Annotated in this window: 15 protein-coding genes and 1 tRNA gene; 7 read left to right on the forward strand and 9 right to left on the reverse strand. The window is 35.1% G+C overall.

Annotation, left to right across the window (positions count from 1 at the left end; genetic code table 11):
- The first annotated feature begins 6 nt into the window (after positions 1 to 6).
- A complete protein-coding gene (locus FLP_RS21505; RefSeq protein WP_065451558.1) occupies positions 7 to 966 on the forward strand; it encodes a nitrilase family protein in 960 nt (319 codons plus the stop codon).
- 79 nt (positions 967 to 1045) lie between these two features.
- Positions 1046 to 1552: a GNAT family N-acetyltransferase gene (locus FLP_RS21510; RefSeq protein ID WP_065451559.1), complete on the forward strand. Its 507-nt coding sequence runs from the start codon at positions 1046 to 1048 to the stop codon at positions 1550 to 1552.
- Between the two features lie 70 nt (positions 1553 to 1622).
- Here the strand turns inward: FLP_RS21510 and FLP_RS21515 are convergent, their stop codons facing one another.
- The gene (locus tag FLP_RS21515; RefSeq protein WP_065451560.1) at positions 1623 to 1799 is read right to left on the reverse strand and encodes a MarR family transcriptional regulator; all 177 of its coding nucleotides are present in this window, start codon (positions 1797 to 1799) and stop codon (positions 1623 to 1625) included.
- 263 nt (positions 1800 to 2062) lie between these two features.
- Between FLP_RS21515 and FLP_RS21520 the strand changes: the two genes are divergently transcribed.
- A complete protein-coding gene (locus FLP_RS21520; protein WP_083195924.1) occupies positions 2063 to 3607 on the forward strand; it encodes a sensor histidine kinase in 1545 nt (514 codons plus the stop codon).
- Between the two features lie 142 nt (positions 3608 to 3749).
- Here FLP_RS21520 and FLP_RS21525 read toward each other — a convergent pair whose 3' ends face one another.
- The 3 genes from FLP_RS21525 to FLP_RS21535 all read right to left on the reverse strand — a co-directional run bounded on the left by FLP_RS21525 (position 3750) and on the right by FLP_RS21535 (position 5851).
- Positions 3750 to 4463 (reverse strand): KilA-N domain-containing protein, encoded by a 714-nt coding sequence (locus FLP_RS21525; RefSeq protein ID WP_425307113.1) that lies wholly within the window; start codon positions 4461 to 4463, stop codon positions 3750 to 3752.
- A gap of 368 nt (positions 4464 to 4831) precedes the next feature.
- Positions 4832 to 4918: transfer RNA gene (locus FLP_RS21530), tRNA-Ser, on the reverse strand.
- Positions 4919 to 4978: 60 nt separating this feature from the next.
- The gene (locus FLP_RS21535) at positions 4979 to 5851 is read right to left on the reverse strand and encodes a LysR substrate-binding domain-containing protein (protein ID WP_065451561.1); all 873 of its coding nucleotides are present in this window, start codon (positions 5849 to 5851) and stop codon (positions 4979 to 4981) included.
- Positions 5852 to 5942: 91 nt separating this feature from the next.
- Between FLP_RS21535 and FLP_RS21540 the strand changes: the two genes are divergently transcribed.
- The gene (locus FLP_RS21540) at positions 5943 to 7184 is read left to right on the forward strand and encodes an MFS transporter (protein ID WP_065451562.1); all 1242 of its coding nucleotides are present in this window, start codon (positions 5943 to 5945) and stop codon (positions 7182 to 7184) included.
- A gap of 430 nt (positions 7185 to 7614) precedes the next feature.
- Here FLP_RS21540 and FLP_RS21545 read toward each other — a convergent pair whose 3' ends face one another.
- The 5 genes from FLP_RS21545 to FLP_RS21565 all read right to left on the reverse strand — a co-directional run bounded on the left by FLP_RS21545 (position 7615) and on the right by FLP_RS21565 (position 12252).
- Positions 7615 to 8646 carry an asparaginase gene (locus FLP_RS21545; protein WP_065451563.1) on the reverse strand — a complete coding sequence of 344 codons (1032 nt, stop codon included), beginning with the start codon at positions 8644 to 8646 and terminating at the stop codon, positions 7615 to 7617.
- A complete protein-coding gene (locus FLP_RS21550) occupies positions 8636 to 9772 on the reverse strand; it encodes a 1-acyl-sn-glycerol-3-phosphate acyltransferase (protein ID WP_065451564.1) in 1137 nt (378 codons plus the stop codon). Before FLP_RS21550 ends, FLP_RS21545 begins: the two co-directional genes overlap by 11 nt.
- A 64-nt stretch (positions 9773 to 9836) precedes the next feature.
- The gene (locus FLP_RS21555; protein WP_065451565.1) at positions 9837 to 10616 is read right to left on the reverse strand and encodes a TatD family hydrolase; all 780 of its coding nucleotides are present in this window, start codon (positions 10614 to 10616) and stop codon (positions 9837 to 9839) included.
- 325 nt (positions 10617 to 10941) lie between these two features.
- Positions 10942 to 11664, reverse strand: coding sequence for a tetratricopeptide repeat protein (locus FLP_RS21560; protein ID WP_065451566.1), 723 nt, complete (start codon positions 11662 to 11664; stop codon positions 10942 to 10944).
- Between the two features lie 6 nt (positions 11665 to 11670).
- Positions 11671 to 12252, reverse strand: coding sequence for an RNA polymerase sigma factor (locus FLP_RS21565; protein ID WP_065451567.1), 582 nt, complete (start codon positions 12250 to 12252; stop codon positions 11671 to 11673).
- 258 nt (positions 12253 to 12510) lie between these two features.
- Between FLP_RS21565 and FLP_RS21570 the strand changes: the two genes are divergently transcribed.
- The 3 genes from FLP_RS21570 to FLP_RS21580 all read left to right on the forward strand — a co-directional run bounded on the left by FLP_RS21570 (position 12511) and on the right by FLP_RS21580 (position 16057).
- On the forward strand, positions 12511 to 12816 hold the full coding sequence (locus tag FLP_RS21570; protein WP_065452003.1) for a hypothetical protein: 306 nt from the start codon (positions 12511 to 12513) through the stop codon (positions 12814 to 12816).
- 185 nt (positions 12817 to 13001) lie between these two features.
- Positions 13002 to 13994, forward strand: coding sequence for a hypothetical protein (locus FLP_RS21575; RefSeq protein WP_065451568.1), 993 nt, complete (start codon positions 13002 to 13004; stop codon positions 13992 to 13994).
- A 110-nt stretch (positions 13995 to 14104) separates the two neighbouring features.
- Positions 14105 to 16057, forward strand: coding sequence for a PKD domain-containing protein (locus FLP_RS21580; protein ID WP_065451569.1), 1953 nt, complete (start codon positions 14105 to 14107; stop codon positions 16055 to 16057).
- Positions 16058 to 16170 lie beyond the last annotated feature (113 nt).

Raw genomic sequence — 16170 nt, forward strand, 5'->3', positions numbered from 1 at the left:
TACAATATGAAAAATCTAAAAATAGCCACAGCTCAGTTCGAGAATAAAAGTGGCGATAAAAACTATAATTTATCTGTAATCGAAAAACTTTCTGCAAAAGCAGCGCATGAAGGTTGCGATGTAATTTCGTTTCACGAATGTTCGATTACCGGATATACTTTTACAAGACATTTATCGAAAGAACAAATGCTGGACATAGCCGAAATTATTCCCTCTGGAGAAAGCATCCTTAAACTTACTGAAATTGCTAAAAAGAATGACATTGTAATTCTTGCCGGACTTTTTGAAAAAGATGAAAACGACAATTTATTCAAGGCTTATGTTTGTGTCGACAAAAATGGTCTGGTGGCCAAATACAGAAAACTGCATCCGTTTATAAACCCATATTTAACGCCTGGAAATCGTTATTGTATTTTTGAAATTAAAGGCTGGAAATGCGGCATCTTAATTTGCTACGACAATAATATTATCGAAAACGTACGTGCGACAAAACTTTTAGGCGCCGATATTATTTTTATGCCTCACGTTACAATGTGCACACCTTCTACCCGACCTGGCGCCGGTTTTGTTGGACCTGAACTTTGGGAAAACCGCGAAACCGATCCTACTTCTTTACGACTGGAATTCGACGGAATGAAAGGTAGGGACTGGCTCATGAAATGGTTGCCGGCAAGAGCGTATGACAATGCTATTTATGCTGTTTTTTCGAACCCAATTGGCATGGATGACGATCAGTTAAAAAATGGCTGCTCAATGATTATTGATCCATTTGGAGATATTCTGGCCGAATGCCGTTCTTTTGATGACTCTTTTGCAACCGCAATTCTTACTCCAGAAAAAAACATTCAGGCTGGAGGAAATCGTTACATAAAAGCGAGAAGACCAGAATTATACCGCGATATTATTGGGCAAAATCATGAATCTGAACAAAATGTGGTTTGGCTACAATCTGATAAAAAAAGTTAAAATGAAAATTTTTATCGCCTTTACGCCCATGAAAATCTACCTTTGCAGGATTCATTAATTCAAAGAATACAAGCCCATAATGGAATTTTTTAAAACTACAAATGAAGATATCGATGCTGTTTTCGATATTTACAATCAAGCGACATCTTATCAAAAAACGGTTAACAATAAAAGCTGGAGAGGTTTTGAAAGAGCTTTAATTGAAAAAGAAATTGCCGAAAACCGTCATTTTATAATCAAAGAAGGAGACGAAGTTGCCTGCACATTTGTACTTACTTTTAATGATTTAATTATTTGGAAACAAGCGGCACAAGATCCCGCAGTATATCTTCATCGTATTGCTACAAATCCAAAATTCAGAGGACAATCATATGTAAAAAAAATCATTGAATGGGTAAAAATATATGCCAAAGAAAACGGTAAAGCATACATTCGGCTTGACACACATAGCGGAAACGAAAGAATAAACCAATACTACACAAGCTGCGGATTTAATTATAAAGGAATCAGCACAATCGAATGGACAAGCGAACTACCGGAGCATTATAAAGAAGGTTCTTTTAGTTTGTTTGAGATTAAACTTTAAAATTTAGATTTAGACCTAACAGGTTTTAAAAACCCGTTAGGTCTGTCTTTTATACTAGTTTTTTTTCAAATTACTTTGCTTCCCAAAAGCAACGTTTAGGAGAAACTATTAAGCCTTCGTCCTTCAACATTTTCATTGCCTTATCAACTTGTTTGCGATCTAATTGAGTTAATTCGACTACTTTACCTGCATTTACAGGCTGGGCAGCTTTTTTTATAGCATCTAATACTTGATTTTTGATTTCCATATTTTTTATCTTCCATTTAAAACGCAAAAATAGTAAATATTTTCTTATAAAAATAAAGTACTATACAAACGTTACTCTTGTAAGTCAGTCGGATTTTTTTTAGAATTAATAAAAATCAATTATTTATAATGAAAGAAAAAACTCATAATGAAAATTTTTGTTCGATTGATTATGCTATTTTACTATTATAAATTCAGTTAGGACATTTAAAACAAGAACATTAAATTCAGTTAGGTTACATTTGGATAAATGCGCCAAAAAACATGAGTGAAAAAAAAATTATTCCAGCTGATGAAAATACTTTTCCTGACAAGAATAAAACAAATCACAATGACGAATTGCTGTTGGTTAATAAAAGACTCGCCCAACAAATAGAAGAACGAAAAAAACGCGCTGCAGAGTTGATTATTGCTAATAAAGAACTTGCTTTTCAAAACAAAGAAAAAGAGAAACGTGCGGCCGAACTGGTTATCGCAAATACAGAACTAGCCTACCAAAACCAGGAAAAAGAAGACCGCGCAGCTGAACTTATTATTGCGAACAAAGAACTAACTTTTCAGAATCAAGAAAAGGGAAAACGTGCTGCAGAATTGGTTATTGCCAATACAGAACTGGCATATCAGAACAAAGAAAAAGAAAAACGCGCTGCAGAACTTCTTATTGCCAATGCAGAACTGGCGTATCAAAATCAGGAAAAAGAAGATCGCGCTGCCGAACTTGTTATTGCAAATACTGAACTCGCCTACCAAAACAAAGAGAAACAAAAACGGGCAGATGAATTAAGCATTGCCAATTCTGAACTTTTATATCAAAATAAAGAAAAAGAAAAGCGTGCTGCTGAATTGGTTATTGCAAATACAGAACTGGCCTACCAAAACCAGGAAAAAGAAGATCGCGCTGCTGAACTTGTTATTGCCAATAAAGAACTAACTTTTCAGAATAAAGAAAAAGAAAAAAGAGCCGCAGAACTGGTGATTGCAAATAAAGAACTGGCGTATCAGAACAAGGAAAAAGAAAAGCGCGCCGCTGAACTTCTTACAGCTAACACAGAACTTACTTTCCAGAACAATGAAAAAGAAAAACGCGCTGCCGAATTAATCCTCGCCAACAACGAACTTGAAGCCTTTACCTATATTTCAAGTCATCATTTGCAGGAACCTTTGAGAAAAATACAGGTTTTCGCAGACCGAATTTCAACTGATGAACATCAAAATCTAACAGATAAAGGAAAATATTATTTTGAACGAATAGAAGTTGCTGCCTTTCATATGCAGGCACTTATAAACGATTTATTGACTTATTCTAGAACTAGTGTAACCGAAAAGAAATTTGAAAACGTCAATCTTAATACTATTATAGATAAAGTCCTAGAAGATTTAAAAAAAGAAATCATAACTAAAAAAGCTGTTGTCGAAATATCCGGAAATTGTAGCGCGTTTATAATTCCGTCGCAGTTTTATCAATTGATATACAATTTAGTAAGTAATTCTCTGAAATTCTCCACAAAAGAAAAAGCACCTCACATTACGATCGAAAGTGTTTATACAAAACCAACAACAAAGAAAAATAAATCATCCGCTGATTATTGCCACATTATTATAAGCGATAACGGTATTGGATTTGACCCTCAGTTTGAAAGCCGCGTTTTCGAGATGTTCCAGCAGCTCAACAATAAAACCGATTATAAAGGAACCGGGATTGGTCTTGCCATTTCGAAAAAAATTGTCGAAAATCATAATGGGGTTATTACCGCAACCGGCAAACTGCATCACGGAGCTAAATTTGATATTTATATTCCGGTGGTGTAAAAATGAAAACTGTATTTAAGAAATTAAAGACATGAAACAAAAACCACTTTCAAAATCTTTGGGAAACAAATCAGCAAGCAATTTCTGCCAAGGAAAACAGTGAAACTATAAATGAGTTTACGGGTTTTTTATTTTATTGCCACTATTTAAGCTTTTCAAGGTTTATATTACCTAATAATGATTTTATTTGTGTTATAGCAATGGCATTCAATTGTTCTAAACGTTGGCTTTGTGTAATCCCTTTGTTTATTAGTACGGCATTAATACTTTCAATATTACTAAGTACAACTAGCTGTTCTATTGTGGCTTCATCTCTTATATTTCCTGTTACATTTTGGTTCTCAATACGCCATTGTTTTGCTGTTTTTCCAAACAGTGCTACATTTAATAAATCTGCTTCATCTGCATATATAAAATTTATTTTTTCTTTAGTAAGCAATTGAGGAATCAAATTCTCTTTTATAGCATCAGTATGTATCTTATAATTTACTTTTGCCAAAGTTCGCTGTAAATTCCAAGTTAGGTTCAGTCTTTCATTTTCTTCTTCTTTAAGTCTTTGAAATTCTTTCACCAACAGCAATTGAAACTTAGGACTAATCCACATTCCAAAATGAAAGGCTATATCTTTATGTCCATAAGTTCCGCCATATCGTCCAGCGGTGGCATTAAGCCCAATTGCACCAGTATTCTCAATCCATTGCTTTACCGAAAGCACAAAATTATTACTGCCTGCCTCATTTTTAATTATACCGAATTCGGTATAATTAAAATCTGGATTGTACAATGCTTCCCATTCTCCAAGATATTCGATTGTACTTTTAAGACTCAGCCATTTTATGATTACAACTTCTTGCAATTAACTACGGGCCATATCAGTTAAGGAAATATATTCATTCTTACCATCTTTTGATAAAATAGTAATTTGGTTTCCTGCAACATTTATACTTTTTCCTTTTGCCATTCTTTTATTAATAAAATCACTCACACTACTATAAGTTTAATAATTATAACTTAATGGATTTAAGAAATAGAATGTGCAAAATTTGCACATTGCTTTTTTCTTCCAAACCCTCTCTGAAAACATTTACAATATGTTTGGTAACAACTTGTCTTTAATAAAAGCTCTGACATTTTAAAATATTGATCTAATAATTAGAGAAAGTTAATAAAAAAACCCCGAAATACAGATTTCGAGGTTTGGTATTATTTAACTTAAAAAAATTGCAGAGAGGAAGGGATTCGAACCCTCGATACAGTTACCCATATACTAGCTTTCCAGGCTAGCTCCTTCAACCACTCGGACACCTCTCTAAATTGGTCTGCAAAGAACACAAAAAAATCTGACTTAGAAAAACAAAATCTGATATTAGTTTACATACTTTTTCTAAATTCTTCCATAAACAATTTTACGGCCTTTTTTTGATAGGCTCCTTCGATCGTTAACATAAAAGAATCTCTTTGCGTCGGAACTCCTGTAATGGCTATTGCTTTTAGATTATCCCAGCCTTTTAACGCTTTCTCGGTTACAATAGTAACCCAATCGCTTTCTTCTACCAATTGCAAAAGCGCATGAACTGCATTTAATTCGATCGAAACTTTTGGTTTCATGTTATTTTTTAAAAACAATTCATCCAGGAATTCTCTCGAACTAAATCCTCTTACAGGCAAAACAAGCGGATATTCTCCAATTTTTTTAAAAGAAATTTTATCTAAAGTCGCCAGCGGATGTGTTTTTGCCACTGCCATAACCAGATTCGACCTGAATAATGGGATTTTCTGAATTGTTTCTTTTATCTCTTTGGATGAAATGACCAAAACCAAATCCAGTTCATTATTTAATAACTTCGTTTCTAAAGGTTCCGTTGAGCCATATTCAACCACAATCTTTAAATTGGGATATGTTTTGGCAAACAAGTTGACGATAGGCAAAACCAAAAGTCCAAAAATGTAGGTAACGCCAATTCGTAATTCTCCGCCAATCATTTGGTTCAAATCATCGATCGCCTGTTTCCCACTTTGCACATTTTCGATTACCTGTTTAGCGTGAATCAAGAATACAGAACCTGCCTCTGTAAGCTGTACTTTTTTTCCAATCCTTATAAATAAAGGCATTCCGAGTTCTTCTTCTAACTTTTTTATTTGCTGCGACAAGCCAGATTGTGTGACAAAACACAATTCAGCCGCTTTTGTAAAATGCAGTACTTCAGCCGTTTTAATAAAATATTCTAGTTGATAAATTTCCATATCGATAAGTTTTACTACTCATTATCAGTAAAATTATTAATTTTTCTAATGAAATACTAATCCCGAACTTTGTAAAAAAATATTAGGCATTATGTTTAAAGCGTTAAAATCAAAAAACTTCAAGTTATTCTTTTACGGACAATCCGTTTCGGTAATTGGTACGTGGCTTCAAAAAACGGCAGTAAGCTGGATGGTTTACAGCGTCACGGGGTCTGTTTTTTTATTAGGATTAGCGACTTTTTTAAGTATGATTCCGTCTTTATTTCTGGCACCTTTAGCCGGAAGCATTATTGGGCGTTATGATAAACACCGCGCCATGATTTTATTACAATCTTTGGCGATGCTGCAAGCCGGAGCTTTGGCATTAATGATTTACTTAAAGATATACAACATCAACTTTATTCTGGCCTTAAGTTTAATTCAGGGAATCATCAATTCTTTCGACATGACTTGCAGACAAACCATGATGATTGATATTGTAGACAATAAAGAAGATTTACCAAACGCTGTCGCCTTAAACTCCACCTTAAATAATTTTGCCCGAATTGCCGGTCCTGCATTAGCCGGAATTATTTTGCACAATTACGGAGAAGACATTTGTTTTATTGGAAACTTCTTAAGCTATATCCCCGTTTTAATTTCTTTATTGATGATGAAAATCACACCGCATATCAAAGCCACCGATAAAATGAAAATGTACGATGATTTTATCGAAGGTCTGGATTATGTGAAAAAAGAAACCGAAATGGCAAAAATGCTTTTGATGTTAATGTGCAGCAGTTTGTTCGTAATTTCTTTTAATACTTTGATGCCGGTTTTTGCAAAAGATATTTTTAGCGGAAATGCCCAAACCTTTAGTTGGTTCGAAAGTGCCGCCGGAATTGGCTCTATTCTATCAGCTATTTATTTGGCGAATCTTAAAAAAGCAGATAACATGGGCAAAATAATGATCGCTGCAAGCTTACTGTTAGGTTTTAGCATCATTATACTGGCGTATTCAAACAGTTTAACTGTTGCGCTTATCTGCATGGCATTGAGCGGTGTGGGTATGATGGCACAAACCTCATCTATAAACATTTACATTCAGACACAAAGTACGGTAAACATGCGTTCCAGAAGTATTAGTTACTATTTGATGGCGTATCAGGGAATGATTCCTGTGGGAAGTTTGATTATTGGCTATGTTTCACATATTATAGGAACCAGAAATACAGTGGCGATTCAGGGAATTATTTGTATTCTCTCAGTGATTGTTTATGTGTATTATAAAAGACATAGTTGTGAGGAAGAATTGGAAAGTTGTCAGGTTCAATTTAGAAATTCCAAAAATTAAATTCCAAATTCCAATTATCCACGATCTTCTCATTTCGACCGGAGGGAGAAATCACGCGCGTAAATCTGCAAAGATTAAAACTTTAGGAACGGAGTTCCTCGTGTGATTTCTCCTGCGTCGAAATGACAAGATTGTGGTTACTGTATTTCTTTGCGTTGTTTTTGTCATTTCGACGCAGGAGAAATCACACTAGAAACTCGACAAAGATTGGCTTTTAGGAACGGAGCTACTTGCGAGGATTTCTCCTTCGTCGAAATGACAAACTGGATATAAAGCACTTTAATTAAATGAACTTATATAACTTATATAGTGAAAACTTTGAAAGTGAAAAAGGAAACTCCAATTACTAAAAAAATTCCAAATTCCAATCTTGAGATATAACTCTCACGTCTTGGAATTTGGAATTTCAAAATATTGGATTTTTTTCTATTTACAACGAAATTTCTCCTCTCAAAGCCGTTTCGAAAATATTTTTAAAGTCTTCTTTTGGAATATTGTGACCTAACAAATACATTAGTTTTGTAATTGCCGCTTCTGTAGTAATGTCTTTTCCGGAGATAACGCCAAGAGATTTTAAGGCAGTACTGGTTTCGTATTGTCCCATATTGACACTTCCGCCGGAACATTGTGTTACGTTGACGATGTGCAAACCAGATTGAATAGCTTTCTGAATCAAATTCAAAAACCAATCTTCGGTTGGGGCATTTCCTGAACCGTAAGTTTCCAGAACGATTCCTTTTAAATCTTTAATAGCAAGGATTGAAGATAAAACGACTTCGCTCATTCCGGGAAACATTTTTATGATGGCAACGTGATTGTCTAAGTTTTTATGAACGATTAAATTGGCATTTTCTTTTATAGGAAGAAATAAATGTCTGTTTAATGTAAGATGAACGCCAGATTCTACCAATTCAGGATAATTTGGTGCTGTAAACGCTCTAAAATGTTCGGCATTTACTTTTGACGTTCTGTTACCGCGGTACAATTTATATTCAAAATACAAACAAACTTCAGTAATAACAGGTTTTCCGTTTTCCTGAAGAGACGCAATCTGAATGGCCGTAATCAGGTTTTCTTTAGCATCGGTACGAAGATCTCCAATTGGCAATTGCGATCCTGTAAAAACTACTGGTTTTGCTAAATTTTCGAGCATAAAACTCAATGCCGAAGCAGAATACGACATAGTATCTGAACCATGAAGGACAACAAATCCGTCAAAAGAAAGGTAATTTTCTTCGATGATCTCGGCAATTTTTGTCCATTCTGCAGGATTCATGTTGGATGAATCTATCGGATTTTCAAATGAAACCGTTTCAATCTCACAATCTAATTGTTTGATTTCAGGAATTTTTTGCAATAATTTTCCAAAGTTGAACGCTTTGAGTGCGCCTGTCTCAAAATCTTTGCTCATACCGATGGTTCCACCGGTATAAATCAGCAATATTTTAGCTTTAGATGACATCCTGGTATTTTAATTTATTGACTACAGGATTGGCATACATAGATAAAAATCCTTGTCTGGTAACTGGATTATCGCTTCCGATACGCATTTCTAAACGACGCTCAAAAAGTGATTTTTCGCTTTCTTTATATAAATGTGCAAATTTATTGGTTCCGTTTAAAATGTCGTAAGCGATAAAATTAGTTGGCCATAACTGATAATTCTTTAAAACCGAATCATCAATAACTTGGGCCAAAGCCTGAATTTGTTTGTTGGCATTGTCATTTTCAGCCACAATCTGATCAATTTCTGTATCGAGAACATCTCCAACAGAAATGTGTATTCTTTTTTTGGTTCCCATGATACCACTTAAAATGGTCATGAAATCCTCATTTTTTTCTTTAATATAAACCTCATTATTGGCTTCTGCCATTAATTGTGGCATTTTCAGTACATCTGTAGGATCATATTCATACGAAATAGAAACCGGAACGATCTTTAATTTCTTAAAATAATCCATCAAATTGGCTTCATCAGAACCCATTCCGATCATTTTTAAAACTCCGGGATTGGTTTCGTCATTTCCGTCTTTGGTACGGCCTTCTCTTTGTGCGATCCAAACCGAACGATTTTCGCGAAGCAATAACTGTCCTATATATTCAGACAATAATTTTGAGCTTTGCAGCATTTCTCTGGGTGTTAAACCTCTTAAAACTAAAAAGTTTCTATTCAGTTTTGCCAAAGTGCTCAGGAATGCTTTTTTAACCAAATTGTCTCCAATTGCTGATGCTGTCATGACTAAACCATGTTCGAAAAGGCAAACGTTTAATAAGGTTGTATCTAAAAGAATGTCTCTATGATTAGAAACAAATAAATAAGAGGTGTTTTTTTCCAGTTTCTCGAAACCTGAAGTTGTAAGTCCTTCAGAGCTTTTTTCCAGAACTTTTTGTACGGTGTTATAAATAAAGTTGCATTGAAAATCACGTATAGAGTGTGTTTTCTTCAATTGCTCTTTCCAAACCTGATCTTCTACTTCCGGAAAAGTAAAGTTCATCATGGCTTTCATCATCGGATGATTGGCAACAGCATGAAGGGCTTCATTTATTTCAGAATCATAAAACGGTCGAATGGCATCAAATCTCTGCATTATTTATATTGGTTTTAAGTGGGCAAAAGAACAAAAAAAAAATTAAACTATTGTAAGGTATAAATTAAATCCCAAAAACGTTTACAGAATTTTGTGTTGTTCGTTGTGCAATTTCCTCTTCAGAAACGTCATACAGGTCTGCCAACTTAGCAATAACATTTACTAAATAACTGCTTTCATTACGTTTTCCGCGATACGGAATGGGCGCTAAATAAGGAGAATCTGTTTCTAAAACGATATGTTTCAAATCGATTTGGTTTAAAAACTGATCGATTTTTCCGTTTTTAAATGTTACCACTCCACCAATTCCCAATTTCATATTATAAGATATCGCTTGAAGCGCTTGTTCGTGCGTTCCGGAAAAACAATGAAAAATGCCAAACAAATCATCTGATTTCTCTTCTTCCAGCACTTCAAAAATCTCATCAAAAGCTTCACGACAATGTATTACAATAGGCAATTTGTATTGTTTCGCTAACTGAATCTGTCTCTTGAAAGCAATTTGCTGTTCTTTAAGATGTGTTTTATCCCAATACAAATCAATTCCGATTTCGCCAACAGCATAGAACTTTCTTTTGGCAAGTTCAGTTTCTACGTGCTTTAACTCGTCTTCGTAATTATCTTTCACGTAAGTGGGATGCAAACCCATCATGAGGAATACATTATCAGGATAGTTTTGCTCTAAATCGTACATAGATTGCGTTGCAGCAGCATCAATGGCGGGAATAAAAAAGCGTGTTACTCCGGCATTAATGGCTCTTTGCATCATCTCGTCACGATCCTGATCAAACTCTTCAGAATATAAGTGTGTATGCGTATCGGTAATTATGGGTTTTGAATTCAATGGTGTGTTTTTTTTAAAGGTTCAAAATTACGACAATATTAAAAACTTTCCCAATTTGAATGTTTGTGGCGGTAAAATGGCACACGGATTAGACGGATTCACTTCGTGAAAACGCGGATGTGCACGGATTTTTTCTTGTTGGCTTGGTTATCTTTGATTGAGCGAAGTCAATGGCACACGGATGACACGGATTCACTTTGTGAAAACGCGGATGTGCACGGATTTTTCTCTTGTTGTGTGGTTTTTGCAAAAAAAAATCGCAAAGTGTTTTAACTCTTTGCGAATTTCAATGTCATTCTTTGTGAATCTCTGCGAAACTTATGTCTTAATCCAGTTCATCTAATAAATGTTCTACTTCATCGTAGTTTTCGTAATCCTGCGAAATAGTCTCCAGGATTTCTTTACACTCTGTATATTTCTTTTGTTTCAATTTAGACAAAGCGAGACTCCACGTTGCTTTATCTTTATAAGCAGATGTTCCTGATCTCAATTCATTAAACACTGCCTCGGCTTTTGGATATTTACTTTCTTCTAATAAAGAAACGCCATAAAAATACTGAATTTCAGGTGTTTGATTTTCCTTTAAAATTTCCTCAAACAGCGGAATCGCTGCTGCATATTTCCCATCGTTAAAAGCGGTTTGCGCTCCTATTAATGCTGCGTTTGAATCTCCTCTTTCTACAAACGAAGCTGTTTCGGGGTTATCGTAATCGGCAAAAGACGGATTATTGTAATCAAAAAAGAACAATCCGAACAAAATAATAACAGATGCGGCCGCGGCTAAATACCAAGGTCGCATTAGAGCCACTTTTGGTTTGCTGGTATTAAAATGTTTGTCTGAGATCGTGGTTAAATTTGCTCTAAACGCTTCTCTCTCCTCTTCATGTTCAAATTTGGTTTTAAGGCGCAACTGTACTTCTTTGAAAGTTTCAAATTCCGAGGACAATTCATGATCTTCGGCCAATTGTTTTTCAAAACTATTTCTTTCCTCAACAGTCATTTCTCCCTGAAGATATTGATCGAATAATATATAGCGTTCTTCGTTCATGACTAATTAGTTTTTTAGCGATTTAAAATTTTTGGCTTCGTGAATCCACTGCGTTAACTGTCCCACACATAACGATTTCTTTTTTCGAACATAACCGTAAGTTACATTCAGTTTCTCGGCCACTTCTTCCATAGTTTTAGTGGTGAAACTCAGTTTTAATAATTCCTGGCATTTATCTCCCAATTTTAAAAACATGGTGTCAAAAAGCTGCTGTTTTTCATCAAATTCTTCTGTGTGTGTAATCAGTTCAGATGCAGATTCATTCATAGATAAAACATCTTCATTTATTGTTACCCCTTTATTCGATGTTTTTTTGAGTTCGTTAAGCCATTTTCTTTTGCACAATAAAAAAAAGTAAGCATCAAAAGGGCAAGTCAATTGTAGTGTATTGGCTTTGGCCTGATTAAAAAGTAAAATCATAATTTCCTGAACCACATCCTGTGCATGTTCTTTATCACCTGAATTATTCATAATGAACATTACCACTTTTGGAACAAACTTTTTGTAAATCGCCTGAATAATTGCCGAGTCATTTGCCGCAAGTCCCTCAATGTATATTTGATCAGGATGAATTTTCGTTTTGCCCATAAAAAAAACTTTTTGTAGCTAATTTAAAAAACAATTGTAAATAAATTTCACAATATAGGGTAACAATTAACATATGAGGTTGATATAATGTAACAAAAGTCTTTTAGCATTAATAAAATGTAATCAGATGACCCACAGATTAAACGGATCAAAAATAGATTGTCACAGATTTTCTAATTATTGAAATTTAAAATTCGTGCTCATTCGTGGAGTTTGTGGAAAAAACCTTTTCTAAAAACAATAATAAAATTAAGAGAAATGGAAACTTATCAATTTGTAACCGAAAAAAACTTAGACCAGTTTAACCAAATGATTTCTGCCAAAACCCGAAATGGCTTTGTCATCACAGAGCATAATGAGAAACTGCCTTACGTGGTTTTATCCAAAGAAAAAAAAGCAATCAAACATCCTCTTCATTTGTTTCTTAGCTGTATCACATTGGGTCTTTGGGCGATTGTCTGGATTTATTTGAGTATTACGCTTTCGCGGAAGAAAAACATTCTGGTAGCCATAGATGAAGACGGAAATTTATTTGAAGACAAATGCCCTTCAAAAGAAAATTAAAAAAAAATCAAAAACAGGGTAACAATTTTATAAGCCAGTTGATATAACATCAGAACAGCAATTAAAAAGAAAATATTTAAAATTAAGGGTAACAATATCAAACCCAAATTGATATAAGAATATAATTAACCAAAATCTGAAAACCACCTGAAACCATCAGGACAGATTTATAAAAACTAGAAATTATGAACACAAATCTTAAAAAAATCGGACTTTTATTTTTATTAGTTATCACCTTCATCAGCTGCGACAATGGCGATGACAATAATACAGACAATCTTATTTTGCCTCCAACCGGAGCAGCTTTTAAAAGCATTAGCGAAAAAGGAGTATCAGCAAACAAACAAAAATTTACCATTACAGCCGGAACTGGTGTTGTAACCATTACATCTGCAAAAGGAGTAAAACTAAACATCAACGGTGATTGTCTGACCAAAAACGGAGTTGCTGTAACCGGAGCCGTAGACATCGAATACATCGAACTTTTCGACAAAGGAACGATGTTAATTACTAACAAACCAACAATGGGAATTATGCCTGACGGAAAGAAAAACTTGTTGATTTCAGGCGGAGAATTCTTCATCAAAGCCACACAAGGCGGCGTGGAACTTAAAACTTCTTGCAGCATGAATTTAATAGTTCCAACAGCTTTAACAAATGGATTAGACAATGCAATGACTTTATGGAATGGTACAATCGATGATAATGGAGAACTGGCCTGGAGAGAGAATAAACCAAATGCTGACGGAACTGGCGGCGGAAAAGGTGGTGTACAAGGCGAAGGAGCAAATTATTACGTAACTTTTGGCAACTTTGGATGGACAAATGTAGACCGTTTTTACAGCGATCCAAGACCTAAAACTACCCTTCTTGTGGCTGCTCCTACTGGTTACGACAACAACAATAGCGCCGTTTACCTGTCATACGATGGCGAAGGAACAAATGCATTAGCAAAATTAGATACTTATACGCCTGCAGGATTATTCAGCGAACACTATGGTCAAATTCCGATTGGTTTAAAATGTCACGTGATTTTTGTAACCGAATCTAATGGTCAATGGCGTTATGCAATCAAAGCCGTAACCGTTGCTGCCAACGATGTTTACACCTTTACTTTAGCCGAAACAACAGTCGGCACCGAAGCTCAACTGATAGCCGCAATCAATGCTATTCAGTAACTTACAAAATACTTTTAAGAAAAAGTGGTGATTTGCTCATCACTTTTTTTTACATTTAATCCAGTTTTAAAATTAACAATCATGATTTTAGAACCCAAAACTGTCTAGTTATGAAACCACAACTGTCTATTTTCTTTATTCTATTCTCTATTTTCTCAATAGCGCAAACCAAAGTAAAAGACACCATAACCCGTCGAGCCAATATTGTTCTTATTCAGAACGGAAATGCCGTTACCTACAAACCCGAAACCCCGCCGTTGATACCCATTGCAGGAGCACCAAAACCAAGTTACTCCTATTTATGGGAACTGGGCGACGGACATTACAGCAAAGAAGCCGAACCCAAGCACGTTTATAAAAACAAAGGAACCTACACCACAAGACTGGCGGTAACCAACAACTATGACAACGGAAAACCTCCTGCAACACGACCAAAAAAAGTCGCCGTAAATGACATTACCGATACTAACTATAAAGACATTGCCTCAATAGCAGATCAAAATGGTTTTGCGATCCTCAAAAATTGCGATCCTATTCCGGATCAGGAAATGGTAGTCGTAGTAGGTTATCAAAATCTGGAGAATTACGTAGCGAGCGGAAAGTTGTATTTGTTCTATAATGAGAAACAATTTAAAAACAATAATTTCGAATTAACAGACTTTCGAACCTATGCAAACGAGCGTGAAATAAAAGAAAAAAACATTGCTGCTGTTACGGATCTTGATGATTCTAATAATTATCTGGCTTCCGCCGAAAGTAATTTCAGAACCAAAAAATACAGAAACACGACTACCGAGGAAGATCTCGGCGCATCATTATTAGAAGCCAATAAAACCTATCATAATGTTTCGATCTTAGAATTTGATGATGCCAATCCCGGAGCAACCCGCAATGTGTTTTATACGTTTAAAACGACTCCGGAAATGATCAAAGATACCAGCGCAACGGTTACCATGCGTGGGATTTTTGTACCCAACAGAAGTTATAAAAACCACAAGATAAAAAACCTCGAAATGGAAATCGTAACTTCTCACGATCCGAACAAAATGGGATCTAACGGAAGTTTTATGAATTATAGGCTGGTGCGTTTTAAACGAGTAAATTTTAAAACCCGTTTTCAAAACAATGGCGAAGGTCCGGCGAGAATGATTCGGTTAGAAACTGATGTTCCGGATATGTTCGACAAGAAAACATTTAAGGTCGAGGACATGTATCCAAAATGTCCCATTTGTCCAAAAGATGAAGTTCCTACTGTAAGTTGTCTCGATACGATTATCAAAAAAAATCAAATCTTTTTTACTTTCAAGAATATATATTTACCTGGAAGCGAACAGAAAAATGTACATGAAAAAGATTCTACCAAAGGTTTTGTAAAATACTCCATGAAATTTGCGGAGGATTTTCATAAGGTAAAAACCCGAAGCAGAACCGCAATTATCTTCGATAAAAATGAACCTATCACAACCAACTACGCCACTACCCGATTCCTGCCCGGAATTTCGATTGGCGCAAAAGCGGGTTATAATGTATATCCTGATCTTGAAAAATCGACCAGTTATTTTGTAGGTGCCACAATTTCGCCTTTTAAATCGTATCGCTTTTATTGGCAGGCCGAATGGCTCAATGCTATTAATAAATACGAAAGTGCTGCAACAGTCGTCGATCAAAATGTGGTAAACCCAAACGGAGTGAAGCAATTTCAGCGCACGACAACAACTACAGAAAACAAAAGCGTAAACTGGGAAATTCCAATTTTAATTCGGTACAACATCAATAATTATATTGGCGTTGGTGCAGGAGTTCAGGCTAATTTTGATGTTTCGTCTGAACAAACTACCAGCAAAAAAATCGAAAGTTTTGAAGGCGGAACCGATCAGTTTTTAATGGATATGAGAACCGAATCAAGTTCAGTAAAAAATTCATTTGTCAATTTAAAAACAGGACTTTTATTTGACTTAACTTTAGGCTTCGCAAGAATTGGTCCGAGTTTAGGCGCGCGCTATGTTATGAATTTCGAACAAAATTTTAATTACTTTCAGTTTTACGGAATATGGAAATTTTAAGTTTTACTAATTTTAAAAAGTTAGCCACGAATTCACGAATTTTTTTCAATCAATTATAAATAATTCGTGAATTCGTGGCGAAAAAACGTTATACACATTCCGCAAATCTCTGT

The sequence above is a fragment of the Flavobacterium piscis genome (genome assembly GCF_001686925.1).
Lineage (GTDB): Bacteria > Bacteroidota > Bacteroidia > Flavobacteriales > Flavobacteriaceae > Flavobacterium > Flavobacterium piscis.